The organism is Delftia sp. ASV31 (assembly GCF_016428765.1).
Taxonomy (GTDB): Bacteria; Pseudomonadota; Gammaproteobacteria; order Burkholderiales; family Burkholderiaceae_C; genus Comamonas; species Comamonas acidovorans.
In genome coordinates, this window is sequence record NZ_JAELTK010000114.1 from 1 (window position 1) to 14,830 (window position 14,830).

A 14,830-nucleotide genomic window follows, 5' to 3' on the forward strand; every position below is an offset into this window, starting at 1 on the left:
GGGCAGGCGCCGCATCACCTGCTGGGCCGCGACATGGATCAGAAGGTAATTTGGATCGGGAATGCCCTGCAGCACCTCGGCGGCGTCGGGCCGCGACTGCAGGCGCTGCAGATAGGCCTCGGGGCCGTCCACGATCAGCGCCTGGTGAAACTCCTTTTGCCATTCCGATACAAAGCGCGAGTCGGCCGGAGCGCAGAATGACCAGCTTTCGATCACGGGGTAGCGCCTGTCCCTGGTGAAGCCCTCAAGGTAGAAGCCTGCCAGCTCGGCAGCGCCTGCGCCGGGGCAGGCGCTCATCCAGTCCAGCGGCGCGGTCAGCAGCGTGGTGGCGTCGAACCAGTAGCCGCCGTGGTGTGCCACCAGGTACAGGCGAAGCCAGTCCGATTGCTTGGTGGGATGGAGTTCGGCAAACGCCGCAGGAAGGTCGCCGCAGGCGACGTACTGGCCCAGGTTGTCTGGCGTCACGACGATGACCTGGTGATCCGGGCACTGCCGCCGCCAGCTGTCCACGCACTGCTGGACGAAGGGATCCAGGCCGGACTGGTTCCAGTACGTCCAGATCGTTTTCGGGATTTCCGCTGCAAGACCATCGGCTGCCGGGGGCGATGGGGGCAGCTGCAAGGGCGCAGGCATGGTGTAATCTGCGCCGATTTTGGAAGGCGCCGCCCAGCGATGGAGCAGCCTGAATAAGACCGCAGGAATTTTTTTCATGAGCGGATGGAAAGCGGAATGCCCGCATTTTGGGGCAGAAAGTTGCGGTCTTGATGAGATTTGACAAGTCGAAGCTGCCAGGGCTCCTCACGACCCTGGCCGCTATTTTGGTGCCCGGGCTGGCCTTGTGGCTGCGCTCGGGCTATTCCTATGGCGCCGGCCTCATGGTCCTGGGCGCCCTGTGTTTTCTGCCTCGCTGGGTCAGATACCGGCAGTCCAACGGCACCTGGCTGCTGGTCGCGCTGTTCCTGGGCATGGCGGTGATGTGGTACTTCCTGTCCGTGCTGGACGGGGGCACCGGGCAGTTCGACCGGCCCGTGAAATTCATCCTGGGCGCGGTCAGCCTGCTGTTCGCCATGTGCTATCCGCCCACGGCGCGGATCTTCCTGTGGGGCATACCGCTGGGCAGCGCGGGCGCGGGCTTCATGGCCCTGTGGCAGGTCTGCGTGCTGGGCATGGAGCGGGCCACGGGCTACACCAATGCCATCCAGTGGGGCAACATGGCCTTGCTGCTGGGCTGCTTCTCCTGCATCTATGCCGTGTCCTTCTGGCACCAGCGCTCCCTGCTTTGGCGCCTGCTGGTGCTGGCGGCCGCCGCGCTGGGGGCGCTGGCTTCGCTGCTGTCGGGCTCGCGCGGCGGGTGGCTGGCGCTGTTGCCGATGTTCTTCATGCTGATGGTGCTGGTGCGCATGTACCGCCCGCAGTACTTCGGGCGCCTGTTGCTGGGCTGCGCTGCAATTGTGGTGGCGCTGGCCACCGTGATGGCCTTCATCCCGCGCGTCAGCGAGCGCGTGGATGAGGTCTACCTGGATGTGAGCACCTACCTTTATGCCGGCAACTCCAACACCTCGCTGGGCACCCGGCTGGAGCAGTACCGGCTGGCCGTGCAGATGATCGGCGAGAAGCCGCTGCTGGGCTGGGGCATGCAGGGCTATGTGGACGAGATGCACCGGCGCGTGGACGCCGGCAGCTATGGCCAGTCCATCCGCGAATACAACTTCATCCACAACGACTTCCTGGACATCTGGGTCAAGCTCGGCGTGCCGGGCGTTCTGCTGCAGGCAGCGCTGTTCATCTCGCTGCTGTGGCTGTTCTGGCCCTCGCGGCGGCGCATGGCGCTGTGGCCTGCGGACAGCACCCCCTGGCGCGAGGCCCTGCTGCTGCGTATCCTGGGCAGCCTGATGCCAGCCATGTACCTGGCGTTCGGCATGTCACAGCAATTTTTCGTGCACAACAGCGGCATCGTCTTCTTCGTCTTCCTCGTGGTGGCCCTGTGGTCATCGCTGCATGGCCTGGAAAGGGCCAGCGGAGCCGTGCGGTGACGGAGCGCGCCACCACGGCCCGGCCCCGGGTGCTGCACTTCGTGACGGGCGGCTTCTCGGGTGCCACCCAGGTGGCGGTGGATCTGGTGTCGGCGCACCGCGCATCGGGCCGCTTCGACGCCCGGCTGGTGCTGCGGCGCAAGCGCAATACCTCCGATGAACGCGTGCAGAAGCTGCGCGACGGCGGTATCGATGTCGACGTGGTCGCCGGCTGGTCCCATGCCGCCACCGTCTGGCAGCTGCGCCGCATCTGCCTGGACTTCCGGCCGGACATCGTGGTCGCCCATGGGTTCAGCGACCACCTCTGGGGCCGCTTTGCCGCGCTGTGGGCCGGCGTGCCCTGCCTGGTGCATGTGGAACACAACTCCCGCGAGCGCTACACGCGCTGGCGGCTGGCGCAGGCCCTGTGGCTGACCGAGCGCACGGCCGCCATCGTCGGCTGCTCCGAAGGCGTGCGCCAGAGCCTGCAGGACCGCGGCTTTCCTGCGGCCAAGCTGATGGCCATCAGCAACGGCATCCGGCCCGAGCCCTATCTGCAGGAGCCGCCCCCCTTGCTGCAGCGCCGGCCGGACATCGTCATGGCCGCGCGCTTTGCGCGGCAAAAGGACCATGCCACCTTGCTGCGCGCACTGGCCGTGCTGCGCCAGCGCGGCCTCAAGCCCACGCTGACCCTTGCCGGCGGCGGCAAGGCGCGCGCCCAGCAGGCAGCGCAGCGGCTCAGCGCCGAACTGGGCCTGCAGGACCAGGTGCAATTCATCGGCATGTGCAACGACGTGCCCGGCCTGCTGCGCGCGCACCGCGTCTGCGTGCTGTCCACGCACTACGAGGGCATGCCCCTGTCCCTCCTGGAAGGCATGGCGGCGGGCTGCGTGGTGGTGGGCAGCCGCGTGGTGGGCGTGCAGGAAGTGGTGCGGCCCGGCGACAACGGCCTGCTGGCCGCGCACGCCGACCCTGAATCGCTGGCCGACGCCCTGCAGCAGGCGCTGCAGGATGACGAGGCCGCCGTGCGCATGGCCGCCACCGCGCGGCAGGAAGCCCTGTCGCACTACAGCCTGCAGCGCATGACCGGCCAGTACGAAGACCTGTTCGCCCGCCTGCTGCAGGGGGAGCGTCCGTGACCTGGCTCAGCATCCTGGTGCCCGTCTATAACGTGCTCCCCTACCTGGAGGAATGCCTGCAGTCCGTCATGGACCAGTCCGATGCCGGCGTGCAGGTGCTGGTGCTGGACGACTGCTCCACCGATGGCTCCTGGGCCCTGATGCAGCAGCTGGACCAGCGCTGGCCCGGCCGCCTGCAGCTCATGCAGCATGAGCGCAACGCCGGCCTGAGCGCGGCGCGCAACACCATGATCGATGCGGCCACGGGCGACTACCTGTGGTTCCTGGACTCCGACGACAAGCTGCTGCCCGGCGCGATTGCCGGGCTGTCGGCCATCGTGAAACAACATGCGCCCGATGCCGTGCTCTGCGACTTCTCCGTCTGGCGCGAGGCCCCGCGCCTCAAGCACCGCCTGCGCGGCGAGGCGCACCGGCACAGCTTCCAGGGCCCCACGCTGCAGCGCTCGCAGGACCGGGGCGCCCTGCTGGCCGGCCTGCTGCGCACGGGGCAGCTGCATGCCTGGTCCAAGATCTCGCGCCGCAGCCTGTGGGATGCGGGCCTGCGCTTTCCTGCAGGCCGCTATTTCGAAGACATGATGACCATGCCGCAGATGGCGCTGCGCTGCAGCAGCTTCTACTACTGCCCCCAGCCCTGGGTGGCCTACCGGCAGCGTGCCAACTCCATCCTTGCGTCCATGACGCCTGCCAAGGCGGCAGACCAGTCCGCCGCCCTGTGGCCGCTGGCGCAGGCCGTGCAAGCCCTGCAGGATGATGCGCTGCGCAACGACGGGCGCCTGCACTTCGCCTGGGCGCACCAGGCCGCGCGCAACCTCATCGGCGCCCTGCGCTTTCTCGACCGGCAGCGGGACATGCCGCCCGCGCAGCGGCAGGCGCTGGCGCAGCAGTTCCTGGCGGACTTCGGCCGCATCTCGCCGCTGTCCCTGCCCGCCCTGCGCCAGGCCTATCTGCGGCGCGGTTGGTGGCTGCGCGCATGGAAGCTGCGCAGCTGGGAGCGCCGCGCGCAGCAACTGGGAACACCGGGAGCCCACGCATGAGCGGCCTGAAACTGAAAACCCGGGGCGAGCTGTGGCTGGCGGCCGGCATGCGCCGCTTCTACGCCACCTTCGCACGCCGCCTGGAGAAGGGCCCCGCGCCCGACTTCCGCAGCCACGACATCGGGCCTGCGGCGCCCGTGCCCGTCTCCACGCCCATACCCCGCATCATCTGGGCCTACTGGAATGGCGACTCGGTGCCCCTGCTCATACAGCGCTGCTTTGACAACTGGGCCCGTCTGAACCCCGGTTACAGCCTGCGCATCCTCAACGACGCGCAACTGCCGCAGTACGTGCCGCAACTGCCCGGCAACCTGCAGCAACTGCCCGTGGCCAAGCGCTCGGACTGGCTGCGGCTGGAATTGCTGCACCGCCATGGCGGCATCTGGCTGGATGCCAGCACCATCCTCACCGAGCCACTGGACTGGCTGCTGGAGCAGCAGCAGCGCAGCGGCGCCGACCTCGTCGCCTACTACCTGGAGCGCTACACCCGCGACCCGCAGGTGCCCGTGGTCGAGAACTGGCTCATGGCCGCGCCTCCGGGCAGCGCCTTCATAGCGGCCCTGCACAAGGAATACGTGGAACAGGTCCTGCCGCAGACGGGCGAGGCCTATATCGCCCAGCTCCAGCAGGCCGGCGAATACGAGCAACTGCGCCAGGGCATAGACATGCCCGCCTACCTGAGCATGCACCTGGCCATGCAGCGCGTGCTGCGCGCCGGCGGCAGCTACCGCCTGCGGCTGGCCAAGGCCGAGGACGGCCCCTTTTTCCTGCACGTGCAGGGTAACTGGGGCCGCACCCCGCTCAAGATCCGCCTGATGTTCTCCCGCACCGAACAGGCGCCCGTGCCGCTGATCAAGCTGCGCGCCCCCGACCGCAAGAAGCTGGACTTCTACCTGGAGCGCGGCCTCTACGTGCCCGGCAGCATCGCCGACCGCTACCTGCGGGGCTGAGCGGCGAGCGCGGTCTGGGCCATCAGCCCAGGGCCGTCTCATGCAGGTAATGCCACAGCACCCCTTGGCCCGCACGTTTGAGGATCACGACTGATCGGCGCGAGGTCTCCACGCCGTCCAGGCGATGGGTTTCCAGATAGCGCATGGCCAGGCCGGCCGCGTCCCGCCATACGGGCTGCATGTCGGAGACGGATATCTCCAGCCCGGGCCGCTGGCCGGCCGCGCGCCGGAACATCTGCTCCACATCGTCCAGGCCGACAAGTCTGCCCGTGGTGGTCACCATGCTGAACTCCGGGCTGAACTGGGGCAGCAGCGCCTGCAGCGCTTCCTGTGCGCGCGCTGGTTGGGTGAAGACGGTGTGGATCAGCTCGTGCACCCGGTGGATGCTGCGTTCGGCGATGCCGATGTCAATGTCACGGTCGATGGGCTTGTTGTCTTGCATGGTGGTCCTTGGGAGTGTGCAGCGATCGCAGTTGCAGCAGGGGTACAAGCCCTGCCAGCGATGCGATCAGAAACGTCATGTGATAGGCCCGGCCTGCGTCCAGGCGGGTGGCGAGCGTGTTGAAAACCATCAGGAAAAACGCAGCGCCCACGCTGAAGGCCATCTGCCGGTTGAGGTTCCAGATCACGCTGGCCTGCTGCGTCTGCCGGCCGTCGAAGTCCAGCAGCGCCGTCGTCTGCGCGGTATTGGCCCCCAGGCCGCCGCCCAGGCCCATCAGGCCGTAGGCGGCCGCCAGCAGCCAGGGGTCGGCAGGGGCCGCCACGGCGGCCAGCGCCGCAATGCCCAGGCTGTGCAGCACCATGCTGGCGATGAACAGGGGCCGTGCGCCCGCGCGGTTGTACAGCCGGCCGCCCACCAGCATGGACACCAGGGCGCCGCCGGCGTAGACCATCATGAATCGGCCTGTGGCCTGCGCGCTCAGGTGCAGCATGTCCTGCAGGTAGAAGATGTTGAGCAGGTTCACGCCCGTGAACACGCCGGGAATGGCGTGGTAGACGGCCACCGACATGCGCAGGCGCGGGCTTTTGAGCAGTTGCAGTTCCACAATGGGGTGGGCGGTCTTGCGGGCATGGATGGCATACAGCACCGTGAAGGCCAGGCCCGCCGCCATGCCCAGCCAGGCCAGCGCCAGGCCCTGGCCCGAGCCTTGGCCTGCGCCATAGAGCGACATGCCCAGCAGCCAGGCGGCCAGCGCGGCGCTGACCAGCACCAGGCCTTTGAGGTCGGGCCGCTGCCGGGCCGTGGCCGGTGCATCGCGCACCCACAGCCAGGCCAGGACTGCGGCGGCCAGGGCCAGCGCAATATTGGAATGGAACACCCAGCGCCAGGAGCCGTGGTCCACGATCAGCCCGCCCAGCCAGGGCGAGAGGGCCGGTGCGATCAGCGCCACGGCCATGACCAGCGTGGAGACACGCGCGCGCTCCGGCCCCTGGAACCGGTTGAAGGCCAGGGCCTGGCCCACTGGGATCACCAGGCCGCCCGCCATGCCCTGGATGAAGCGCCAGCCCACCAGCTGGCCGAAGCTGCCCGCCTCGCCGCAGGCCCAGGCGGCCAGGGCGAAGGCCAGCATGGAGCCCGCCATCAGCCCGCGCGCGCCCCAGCGGTCGGCCAGCCAGGGGGCAAGGGGAATGGCCAGCGTCAGTCCCAGCATGTAGGCATTGGCCACCCAGGCTCCGGCCGAGATGCCCACATGGAACTCGGCCGCAATCGTGGGCAGCGCGACGGCGGGCATGAAGATGTTGATGCAGTCGACGAAGAAGCCCATCAGGAAAACGGTGGCCAGGCGGTATCGGTATGTCATCTTGCGCTTTCAGGAGGGGCAAGACTAAAGAGCGCGGGCGGCCACGTCGATGGGGCTATGCTGGACTCTTTGTTTGACTGGATTGAACAATGACCCCCACAAGCACGGCCATGCACACGCTGCTCCACCGCGCGCAGACGTTTCTGGCCGTGGTGGATTTCGGCTCGTACACCAGGGCGGCGGACTTCCTGGGCATCAGCAAGGCCATGGCCAGCCTGCACGTGAAATCGCTGGAAGAGGCGCTGTCGGTGGCCCTGCTGGTGCGCAACACCCGCAGCATCGCCCTGACGGAAACCGGGCGGGAGTTCTACGACGAGTTCAAGGGCATCGTCCGCGACGTGGGCAGCGCCTTCGACAACGCCATGCACAGCGGCAACCGCATCGCGGGCCGGCTGCGCATCAGCACCACCAGCGAATACGGGGAGAAGTACATTCTTCCGCTGATCCCGGCCTTCCTGGAGCGCTACCCGGGCATCTCGGTGGCCTATGACGTCAACTCTTCACTGAGCGACCTGGTGGCCGAAAAGCTGGACCTGGTCGTGCGCCTGGGCCACCTGGCGGACTCCAGCTTCAAAAGCCGCAGGCTGGCCGGCTACGACATCGTGCTGGTGGCCTCGGCCGCCTTCCTGCGCAGCCATCCCGTGCGCCAGCCCGAAGACCTGGCGGACCTGCCCTGGATTGCCAACAGCAACCTCGCCCATCCCACGGCCTGGACGCTGCGCACTGCCGGCGGCCAGGGCGTGGACGTGGTGGGCCGGGCGGCCCACCAATCCAACTCCTCCACCGCCATCCGCGCCCTGGCCCGGTCCTCGCTGGGCGTGGCGGTGCTGCCTGCGTGGTTTGTGGAGGACGACCTGGCCGGCGGCGTGCTGCAGCGCGTGCTGCCGGACCACGCCCTGCCGCCCCAGCCCATCAGCGTGGTCTTTCCCGACAGCAGCCACCTGCCGCGCAAGACCCGCGTGTTCATCGACTTCCTGTGCGAGCACCTGGGCCGGGATTGAGGGCTCGGCTGGCCGGCCGGCCCTGGCCCCGTTAAACTGCCCGCAAGCCGAAAGGCCCGGTGCGTAGAAACACCTTTGAACCAGCGTGCAGCCCCCACCGTAAAGCGGGGCTTTGTCATACCCAATTTCAGGATGTGCGCTTGCGCACGTCCGCAAGTTATGGGGTGTGGTGGGGGCTACCCGTAAGGATGTCCGCATGGCTGGTTCCATGTTTCTAACCGCCACACTCCACCCGTTGTGCGTAGAAACGCAGCGCGTGGTTCTTCAGTCTCAACCAGGAGCTGCAGCCATGAACGTATTCACCTTGTCCGGCCTTTTCCGACAGGAGGGCTGACCCCATGACATCCCGCAAAAACACTGCCGGCGCGGCAGTGCAGGCGCAGCCTTTGCCCAAGCGGTCGCAAGCCGCAAGGCCTTCCGACTGGCCCAGCGCGTGGCAGGCCATGCATGTCTGTCTGGTCGTCATCGAGGGGCGGCTGGTCACCCTGGCCGAGGTCTGTGGCAAAAAGCCCGACCGCAAGGCCCGCCAGTTCGACGTGGAATGCGCGGTGGAGCTGGCGCTGGCGCACATACGCCGCATGCGCGCCGACCCGCCGGACAGCCACCAGGCGTTCGAGCAGCAGTGGCACCTGGCGGCCTGCGCCATCGAACTGGCCGATGGCGCCTACCGCTTCCCCCGCTCGCGCTACGGCCGCCTGCTCAAGCGCACCCGCTGGTATTTCGACCTGCTCAGGGACCTGGTGGAACGTGTGGAGTGGCAGCACCGGCGCGGCTGAGCCGCAGGCGGCAGCTCAGGCCAGCGGCAGCCGCAGCACGAAGCAGGCGCCCGGCTGGCCGTCGGCGCGGCCTTCGCAGTGCACGCTGCCGCCGTGGCGCTGGGCGATGGAGCGCACCAGGGCCAGGCCCAGGCCCACGCCGCCCGAGCGCTCGCTGGCGCCGGGCAGGCGGAAGAACTTCTCGAAGATGCGCTCGCGGTGGGCCGGCGCCACGCCGGGGCCATGGTCGCAGACGCGGATCTCGGCCATGGCGTCCTGGCGTGCCAGCTCCAGCGTGATGGCGCCCTGGCTGTAGCGGCGCGCGTTCTCCAGCAGGTTGCGCACGGCGCGGCGCAGTAGCTTGGAGATGCCGGGCACTTCCAGCGCGTCGGTGGACTGCAGGTCCAGGTCGGCATCCACGCGCGCGCATTCCTCGGCGGCCAGGCCGATCAGGTCCACGGGCTCGATCGTGCCCACGTCGCCTTCATAGGTCTCCAGCCGGCTGGCCAGCAGGATCTCGTCCACCAGTTGGTCCAGCTCGCTGATGTTGCGCTGGATCTCGGCGCGCGCGCGGGCGCTGGCCGGGTCGTCGCCCATGAATTCCAGGCCCATGCGGATGCGCGTCAGCGGCGAGCGCAGCTCGTGCGAGGCATTGGCCAGCAGCGATTTGTGCGAGGTCACCAGGGTCTCGATGCGCGCGGCGGCGGCGTTGAACTGGTGGGCCAGGTCGGCCACCTCGTCGCTGCCGTGCTCGGGCACGCGCACCGACAGGTCGCCCTCGCCAAAGCGCTTGACGCCGCGCTGCAGGTTCTCCAGCCGCTTGAGCAGGCGGCGGATGATGGGGAACACGCCCACGGCCACGGCCACGCCCACCAGGCCCAGCAGCCACAGAAAGCCAAAGGGCGGGCGCAGCCAGAAGGCGGCGGCGCCGTCGTGCGGCGGGCGGTCACCGCGCGGCGGGCGCGGCGCCATGTGAAGCATGTAGGTCTGGCCGTCCGTGCCCTCGATCTCGAAGCGCAGCCCCTCCTCGGGCGAGCCGGGCAGGCGCCGTGCACGGCCCTGGGCGATCACGTTGCCCTGGCCGTCGCGCATGGCCACGTCGCGCGAGGGCGGCGAGCTGGCGCTTTGCACGTTCTGCGCGTTCTGCTCGGCCGCGATCTGCCAGGCCCATGCCACCGTCAGCGTGAGCACGGCCACGCCGCCGACCACGGCCAACCAGATGCGCAGGTACAGGCGCTGGGAGAAGAGGGACAGCAGCTTCATGCAGCGGTCAGTCTTGTTGCTTGGCGAAGACGTAGCCCACGCCGCGCACGGTCAGGATGCGCTTGGGCGCCTTGGGGTCGGCCTCGATTGCGGCGCGGATGCGGCCCATGTGCACGTCGATGGAGCGGTCGAAGGCCTCCAGCTCGCGGCCTCGCACGGCCTCCATGATCTGGTCGCGCGTGAGCACGCGGCCCGCGCGCTCGGCCAGCGTGACCAGCAGGTCGAACTGGTAGGAGGTCAGCTCGCAGGGCTGGCCCGCCACGGTGACGCTGCGCGCGTCGCGGTCGATCTCCAGGCTGCCGAAGCGCAGCGCCGTGGTCACCTGGGCGTTGGCTGTGCCCTCGCCGCCGCCGCGCCGGCGCAGGATGGCGCGGATGCGCGCCAGCAGCTCGCGCGGCTCGAAGGGCTTGGGCAGGTAGTCGTCGGCGCCGATCTCCAGGCCGATGATGCGGTCCATGGGATCGCCCTTGGCCGTGAGCATCAGCACCGGCACCTGGGCTGCGGGGCCGGGCAGGGCGCGGATGCGCCGGCAGACCTCCAGGCCGTCCATGTCGGGCAGCATGAGGTCGAGGATGACGAGGTCGGGCAGGTCGGCGCCGGCCACGCCGTCGGCGGGCTGCAGCTGCTCCAGGCCGCTGCGGGCATCGCCCATGTGGGTGACCTGCAGGCCGTTGTTGCCCAGGTAGTCACCCACCATCTGCGCGAGGCGGGTGTCGTCTTCGATCATCAGAAGATGGTGCGTACTCATGGAGGGCAGTGTATTCATGCTGGGGCCTGGCGTCGTATTGCGACGATGCTCGCAGCGCCCCGTCAGCCGCGCTTGTCGCTTGCGTAAAGTTCGGTAAAACAGCGCAGCCTGCGGCCAGCCGCTCAACTGCCGCGTTGCGCGGGCCGCACCGCATGCACGCGCGAGGCCAGCGCGATCAGCACCAGCACGGGCAGGCCCAGCAGGGCCGTGGCCTGGAAGAAGCTCACGTAGCCATGCGCATCGACAAAGGCGCCCGAGAAGCCGGCCAGCCATTTGGGCGCCAGCAGCATCATGGAGCTGAACAGCGCGTACTGCGTGGCCGAGTACTGCACATTGGTCAGCCCCGACAGGTAGGCGATGAAGGCCGCCGAGGCGATGCCGCCGGCCAGGTTGTCCGCGCTCACCACCCAGACCAGCGCATTCACGTCATGGCCGCGCGTGGCCAGCCAGGCGAACAGCAGGTTGGTGGCGGCCGACAGCGCGGCGCCCAGCATCAGCACGCGCATCACGCCCCAGCGCATGGCCAGCGCCCCGCCCAGGAAGGCGCCCGCCAGCGTCATGATCACGCCGTACACCTTGGTCACGGCGGCCACTTCGTCCTTGGTGAAGCCCATGTCCACGTAGAAGGGGTTGGCCATGATGCCCATGACCACGTCGCTGATGCGGTAGATGGCGATCAGGCCCAGCACCAGCAGCGCCTGCCAGCGGTAGCGGCCCAGGAAGTCGGCAAAGGGCTCGACCAGCGCGCTGTGCAGCCACTCGGCCGCATTGCGGGCAGGCGCCAGCGGGCGCGGCACCGGTTCCGGCGAGAGCAGCACGGTCAGCATGCCCACGGCCATGGAGGCGGCCATGGCCAGGTAGGCCACCTGCCAGGCACCGCTCTGGTAGCCCGCCGTGCCCGCCACCTCGGCGCGGGCGGCCAGCCACAGCACGCCGGCGCCGGCCCATATCATGGCCAGCCGGTAGCCGGTCTGGTAGGTGGCGGCCAGCGCGGCCTGGCGCTCGGTGTCGGCCGATTCGATGCGGTAGGCATCCAGCGCAATGTCCTGCGTGGCCGAGCCGAAGGCCACGGCCAGCGCGCACCACACCAGCGGCGTGAGCGAGACGCGCGGATCGTTGAATGCCATGCCGCACAGCCCGGCGACGATGAGCATCTGCGCGAACAGCAGCCAGCCGCGCCGCCGCCCCAGCCAGCGCGTGAGCAGCGGCAGCGGCATGCGGTCCACCAGCGGCGACCAGACCCACTTGAAGGCATAGGCCAGGCCCACCCAGCTCAGGTAGCCGATGGTGGTGCGGTCCACGCCGGCCTCGCGCAGCCAGAACGACAGCGTGCCCAGCACCAGCAGCAGCGGCAGGCCTGCCGAAAAACCCAGGGCCAGCATGCGCAGGCTGGCCGGCTCGGCATAGACGCGCAGGGTCTGGGCCCAGCTGCGGCGGGTCGCTTCAGTGGGGGTGGAAGGGGCGGAGGAGGTGGTGGTGGACGGCTCGGTCATGTTGGGCTGCGGCAGGCTGCGGCCATTATCGGGCCCATGGTGGCGCGGACTGGCGCGCGCTACCATCGCGGGCACAGGATGCCGCCATGGCCTACACCCTCTCTTCCCTCCACAGCGATGCCGCCGCGCAAGACGGCGCGGCCGATGCCACCGATACCGCCTTCGCGCCGCACAGCTCGGTGCGCAGCTACAGCGGCGAGCACCAGGCTCACGCCCACGGCCATGCGCAGATCCTCTATGCCCTGCAGGGCCGCATGGAGCTGGAGGTGGGCGGGCGCAGCGCCTTTGTGGACGCCGTCAGCGGCATGCTCATCCCCGCCGGCGTGGACCACGGCTACCTGGCGGCGCCGCGCTCGCGCGTGTTCGTCATCGATGCGCCCAGCGGCCCGGGGCTGGACCGGATGCGGCGCTTTTCCGTGCCGCCCGCCCTGCGCGGCCGAGAGTCGGAAGGCCCGGCCGCCGAGCAGCTGGCCCAGGTGCTGCAGGCGCCCGGCCTGCTGGCGCGCCGCGGGCTGGACCTGCAAGGGCTGGCCGCGCAGGTGCAGGCCGCGCTGCACGAGGACTGGCCCACGGCCCGGCTGGCCGCCCTGTGCCACATGAGCGCTCAGCGCTTTCACGCGCGCTTCGTGGAGCTGGCGGGCCAGCCGCCCCAGGCCTGGCTGCGCGGCCTTCGCCTGGACGCGGCCGAGCGCGGGCTGGCGCGGGGCCTGCCCCTGGAGGCCACGGCGCTGCGCTGCGGCTATGCGTCGGCCAGTGCGCTGGCCTATGCGCTGCGGCGCGACCGGGGCGTGACCGCGCGGCAGCTGCGCGGCTAGCCCGTTCACAGTCTCCGGACTACGAGCGTTTCTCGACAAATGCCCGGCCGCGCCAGGCGCAACATGACGCCATGGTTCGCAATTCTTCCGCTTCTTCCTCCGCCGTCGGCATCGCCTTCGTTTCGGTGGCTGCCGTGCTGTGGGGCACGACGGGCACGGCGCAAAGCCTGGGCGCAGGCGGGCTGTCGCCGTTCTGGGTGGGCGCCGCGCAGCTGGCCGTCTCCAGCCTGTTTCTGGGGGCGCTGCTGGCGGTCTCCCATTGGAGGCTGCGCGGGCGGGCAGGGCAGGGCGTGGCGCCCGTCCAGCCGCTGCTGCCCAACCCGGTGCACCTGGGACTGCGCCCGGCCTGGTTCGTGCTGGCATCCATGGGAATCGGCGGCTACAGCATCTTCTTCTACGAGGGCGTGACGCTCACGGGCGTGGCCGTGGGCACGGCCGTGGCCATTGGCAGCGGCCCTATCTGGGCCGGGCTGATGCAGGCGCTGGTGCTGCGCGCGCCCCTGTCTGCCCTGTGGTGGGCCGGCACGCTGGTGAGCGTGGCGGGAGGCGCGGCCATGGTGATGGCCCGGGGCGGCGCCACGCTGTCCTGGAGCGGCCTGGCCCTGTGCCTGCTGGCGGGGCTGTCGTACGCGGGCTATGCGCTGATCAACAAGCGCCTGGTCACCCACATGTCGCCGCGCGTGGTGAATTTCTATGTCTTCACCGGGGCGGCCTGCATGGCGGTGCCGATTGCGCTGGTGCAAAGCGGCCTGCCGCAGTGGAGCCTGGCGGCCGTGCTGGTGGTGGTCTACCTGGGCGTGGTGGTGTCGGGCCTGGCGCACATGCTGTTTTCCATCGGGCTGCGCAGCATCTCGGGCCCCACGGGCGTGACGCTGAGCCTGATCGAGCCCGTGGCGGCCTTTGTGCTGGCGGTGTGGGTCGTGGGCGAGCGGCAGCCGCTGCAATCGTGGCTGGGGCTGCTGGCCGTGCTGGCGGGGCTGATGCTGGTGATCGGCGCCGAGATGCGCTCGCAGCGGGCCGTGATGGCCGCGCAGATGGCGTAACTCTTTGTAGGCCGGCGCCGCTCTTCACGATGCGCTGTTCTCCGCATGTTTCAGGCATGCATGGCCGCTAGACTTGGCGGCATGCAGCAGCCATCCCATCTCTCCTCCGAACTCTGTGCCCCGTCCGCCTGGGGCTGTGCCTGCGCGCCCTGGCGCGCGCGTCGCGGTTTTCTGCTGGCCGGCAGCGCGGCGGCCATGGGCCTGGCCACGGCGCCGGTGGCGGCACAGGTGCAGGTAGGCGGTGCCTCGGGCCTGCGCAAGCTGGTGCCGGCCGAGACGCTGGAAGGCGCCGCCACCGACCAGTATCAGCAACTGCTGGCCAAGGCCCGCGCCCAGGGCGCACTGGCTGGCGACAGCAACCCGCAGCTGCAGCGGCTGCGTACCATTGCCCGGCGGCTGATTCCGTACACAGCCCAATGGAACCCGCGCGCCAATGCCTGGCGCTGGGAGGTGAACCTGATCGGCAGCAAGGAGATCAATGCCTTTTGCATGCCGGGCGGCAAGATCGCCTTCTACACGGGCATCATCGACCAGCTGCAGCTGACCGACGACGAGATCGCCATGATCATGGGCCACGAAATGGCCCATGCGCTGCGCGAGCACTCGCGCGAGCAGTTGGCCAAGAACCAGGCCACCAGCATCGGCATCTCGCTGGGCGCCCAATTGCTGGGCCTGGGCGACCTGGGCAATGCGGCGGCCCGCCTGGGTGGCCAGCTGCTGTCGCTGAAATTCAGCCGGGGCGACGAGAGTGAGGCCGACCTCGTGGGCCTGGAAC

Annotated in this window: 15 protein-coding genes; 9 read left to right on the forward strand and 6 right to left on the reverse strand. The window is 69.3% G+C overall.

Annotation, left to right across the window (positions count from 1 at the left end; translation table 11 throughout):
* The coding region (locus JHD82_RS26315) for a capsular polysaccharide synthesis protein (RefSeq protein ID WP_374191664.1) at window positions 1–621 on the reverse strand (621 nt) is incomplete at its 3' end.
* A 200-nt stretch (window positions 622–821) separates the two neighbouring features.
* Between JHD82_RS26315 and JHD82_RS26320 the strand changes: the two genes are divergently transcribed.
* From JHD82_RS26320 to JHD82_RS26335, 4 genes are read left to right on the forward strand one after another with little or no spacing between them, the layout of a single operon-like run.
* Window positions 822–2,033: an O-antigen ligase family protein gene (locus tag JHD82_RS26320; protein WP_307838121.1), complete on the forward strand. Its 1,212-nt coding sequence runs from the start codon at window positions 822–824 to the stop codon at window positions 2,031–2,033.
* Window positions 2,030–3,151 carry a glycosyltransferase gene (locus tag JHD82_RS26325; RefSeq protein ID WP_013800191.1) on the forward strand — a complete coding sequence of 374 codons (1,122 nt, stop codon included), beginning with the start codon at window positions 2,030–2,032 and terminating at the stop codon, window positions 3,149–3,151. Before JHD82_RS26320 ends, JHD82_RS26325 begins: the two co-directional genes overlap by 4 nt.
* The gene (locus JHD82_RS26330; RefSeq protein ID WP_199139659.1) at window positions 3,148–4,185 is read left to right on the forward strand and encodes a glycosyltransferase family 2 protein; all 1,038 of its coding nucleotides are present in this window, start codon (window positions 3,148–3,150) and stop codon (window positions 4,183–4,185) included. Before JHD82_RS26325 ends, JHD82_RS26330 begins: the two co-directional genes overlap by 4 nt.
* Window positions 4,182–5,135, forward strand: coding sequence for a glycosyltransferase family 32 protein (locus JHD82_RS26335; RefSeq protein ID WP_199139661.1), 954 nt, complete (start codon window positions 4,182–4,184; stop codon window positions 5,133–5,135). Before JHD82_RS26330 ends, JHD82_RS26335 begins: the two co-directional genes overlap by 4 nt.
* 22 nt (window positions 5,136–5,157) lie before the next feature.
* On the opposite strand, the gene JHD82_RS26340 is transcribed toward JHD82_RS26335, so the two are convergent.
* Together JHD82_RS26340 and JHD82_RS26345 are read right to left on the reverse strand one after the other, a co-directional pair.
* A complete protein-coding gene (locus tag JHD82_RS26340) occupies window positions 5,158–5,577 on the reverse strand; it encodes a DUF4440 domain-containing protein (RefSeq protein ID WP_199139663.1) in 420 nt (139 codons plus the stop codon).
* Window positions 5,549–6,937, reverse strand: a complete 1,389-nt coding sequence (locus JHD82_RS26345; protein ID WP_199139665.1) for an MFS transporter — start codon at window positions 6,935–6,937, stop codon at window positions 5,549–5,551. The genes JHD82_RS26340 and JHD82_RS26345 overlap by 29 nt, the downstream gene beginning before the upstream one ends.
* A gap of 110 nt (window positions 6,938–7,047) precedes the next feature.
* Here JHD82_RS26345 and JHD82_RS26350 point away from each other — a divergent pair, with 110 nt between their 5' ends.
* Window positions 7,048–7,938: a LysR family transcriptional regulator gene (locus tag JHD82_RS26350; RefSeq protein ID WP_233174896.1), complete on the forward strand. Its 891-nt coding sequence runs from the start codon at window positions 7,048–7,050 to the stop codon at window positions 7,936–7,938.
* A gap of 338 nt (window positions 7,939–8,276) precedes the next feature.
* Window positions 8,277–8,714 (forward strand): hypothetical protein, encoded by a 438-nt coding sequence (locus tag JHD82_RS26355; protein ID WP_199139667.1) that lies wholly within the window; start codon window positions 8,277–8,279, stop codon window positions 8,712–8,714.
* Window positions 8,715–8,729: 15 nt separating this feature from the next.
* On the opposite strand, the gene JHD82_RS26360 is transcribed toward JHD82_RS26355, so the two are convergent.
* From JHD82_RS26360 to JHD82_RS26370, 3 genes are all read right to left on the reverse strand, one after another.
* The gene (locus JHD82_RS26360; protein WP_012202266.1) at window positions 8,730–9,956 is read right to left on the reverse strand and encodes an ATP-binding protein; all 1,227 of its coding nucleotides are present in this window, start codon (window positions 9,954–9,956) and stop codon (window positions 8,730–8,732) included.
* A gap of 7 nt (window positions 9,957–9,963) precedes the next feature.
* The gene (locus tag JHD82_RS26365; RefSeq protein WP_047218841.1) at window positions 9,964–10,722 is read right to left on the reverse strand and encodes a response regulator transcription factor; all 759 of its coding nucleotides are present in this window, start codon (window positions 10,720–10,722) and stop codon (window positions 9,964–9,966) included.
* 104 nt (window positions 10,723–10,826) lie between these two features.
* Complete coding sequence (locus tag JHD82_RS26370) at window positions 10,827–12,197, reverse strand: AmpG family muropeptide MFS transporter (protein WP_374191665.1); 1,371 nt, start codon at window positions 12,195–12,197, stop codon at window positions 10,827–10,829.
* Window positions 12,198–12,283: 86 nt separating this feature from the next.
* Here JHD82_RS26370 and JHD82_RS26375 point away from each other — a divergent pair, with 86 nt between their 5' ends.
* The 3 genes from JHD82_RS26375 to JHD82_RS26385 all read left to right on the forward strand — a co-directional run.
* Window positions 12,284–13,012, forward strand: coding sequence for a helix-turn-helix domain-containing protein (locus JHD82_RS26375; protein WP_013800199.1), 729 nt, complete (start codon window positions 12,284–12,286; stop codon window positions 13,010–13,012).
* A 71-nt stretch (window positions 13,013–13,083) separates the two neighbouring features.
* A complete protein-coding gene (locus tag JHD82_RS26380; RefSeq protein WP_126311647.1) occupies window positions 13,084–14,055 on the forward strand; it encodes a DMT family transporter in 972 nt (323 codons plus the stop codon).
* Window positions 14,056–14,115: 60 nt separating this feature from the next.
* Window positions 14,116–14,830: M48 family metallopeptidase (locus tag JHD82_RS26385; RefSeq protein WP_199139683.1), on the forward strand; the 715-nt coding region annotated here is incomplete at its 3' end.

Bases quoted from the DNA above. Each gene is read 5' to 3' on its own strand.
- JHD82_RS26345 (WP_199139665.1), bottom strand. From the start codon at position 6,937: ATGACATACCGATACCGCCTGGCCACCGTTTTCCTGATGGGCTTCTTC.
- JHD82_RS26350 (WP_233174896.1), top strand. From the start codon at position 7,048: ATGCACACGCTGCTCCACCGCGCGCAGACGTTTCTGGCCGTGGTGGAT.
- JHD82_RS26375 (WP_013800199.1), top strand. From the start codon at position 12,284: ATGGCCTACACCCTCTCTTCCCTCCACAGCGATGCCGCCGCGCAAGAC.
- JHD82_RS26335 (WP_199139661.1), top strand. From the start codon at position 4,182: ATGAGCGGCCTGAAACTGAAAACCCGGGGCGAGCTGTGGCTGGCGGCC.
- JHD82_RS26355 (WP_199139667.1), top strand. From the start codon at position 8,277: ATGACATCCCGCAAAAACACTGCCGGCGCGGCAGTGCAGGCGCAGCCT.
- JHD82_RS26370 (WP_374191665.1), bottom strand. From the start codon at position 12,197: ATGACCGAGCCGTCCACCACCACCTCCTCCGCCCCTTCCACCCCCACT.
- JHD82_RS26380 (WP_126311647.1), top strand. From the start codon at position 13,084: ATGGTTCGCAATTCTTCCGCTTCTTCCTCCGCCGTCGGCATCGCCTTC.
- JHD82_RS26360 (WP_012202266.1), bottom strand. From the start codon at position 9,956: ATGAAGCTGCTGTCCCTCTTCTCCCAGCGCCTGTACCTGCGCATCTGG.
- JHD82_RS26340 (WP_199139663.1), bottom strand. From the start codon at position 5,577: ATGCAAGACAACAAGCCCATCGACCGTGACATTGACATCGGCATCGCC.
- JHD82_RS26365 (WP_047218841.1), bottom strand. From the start codon at position 10,722: ATGAATACACTGCCCTCCATGAGTACGCACCATCTTCTGATGATCGAA.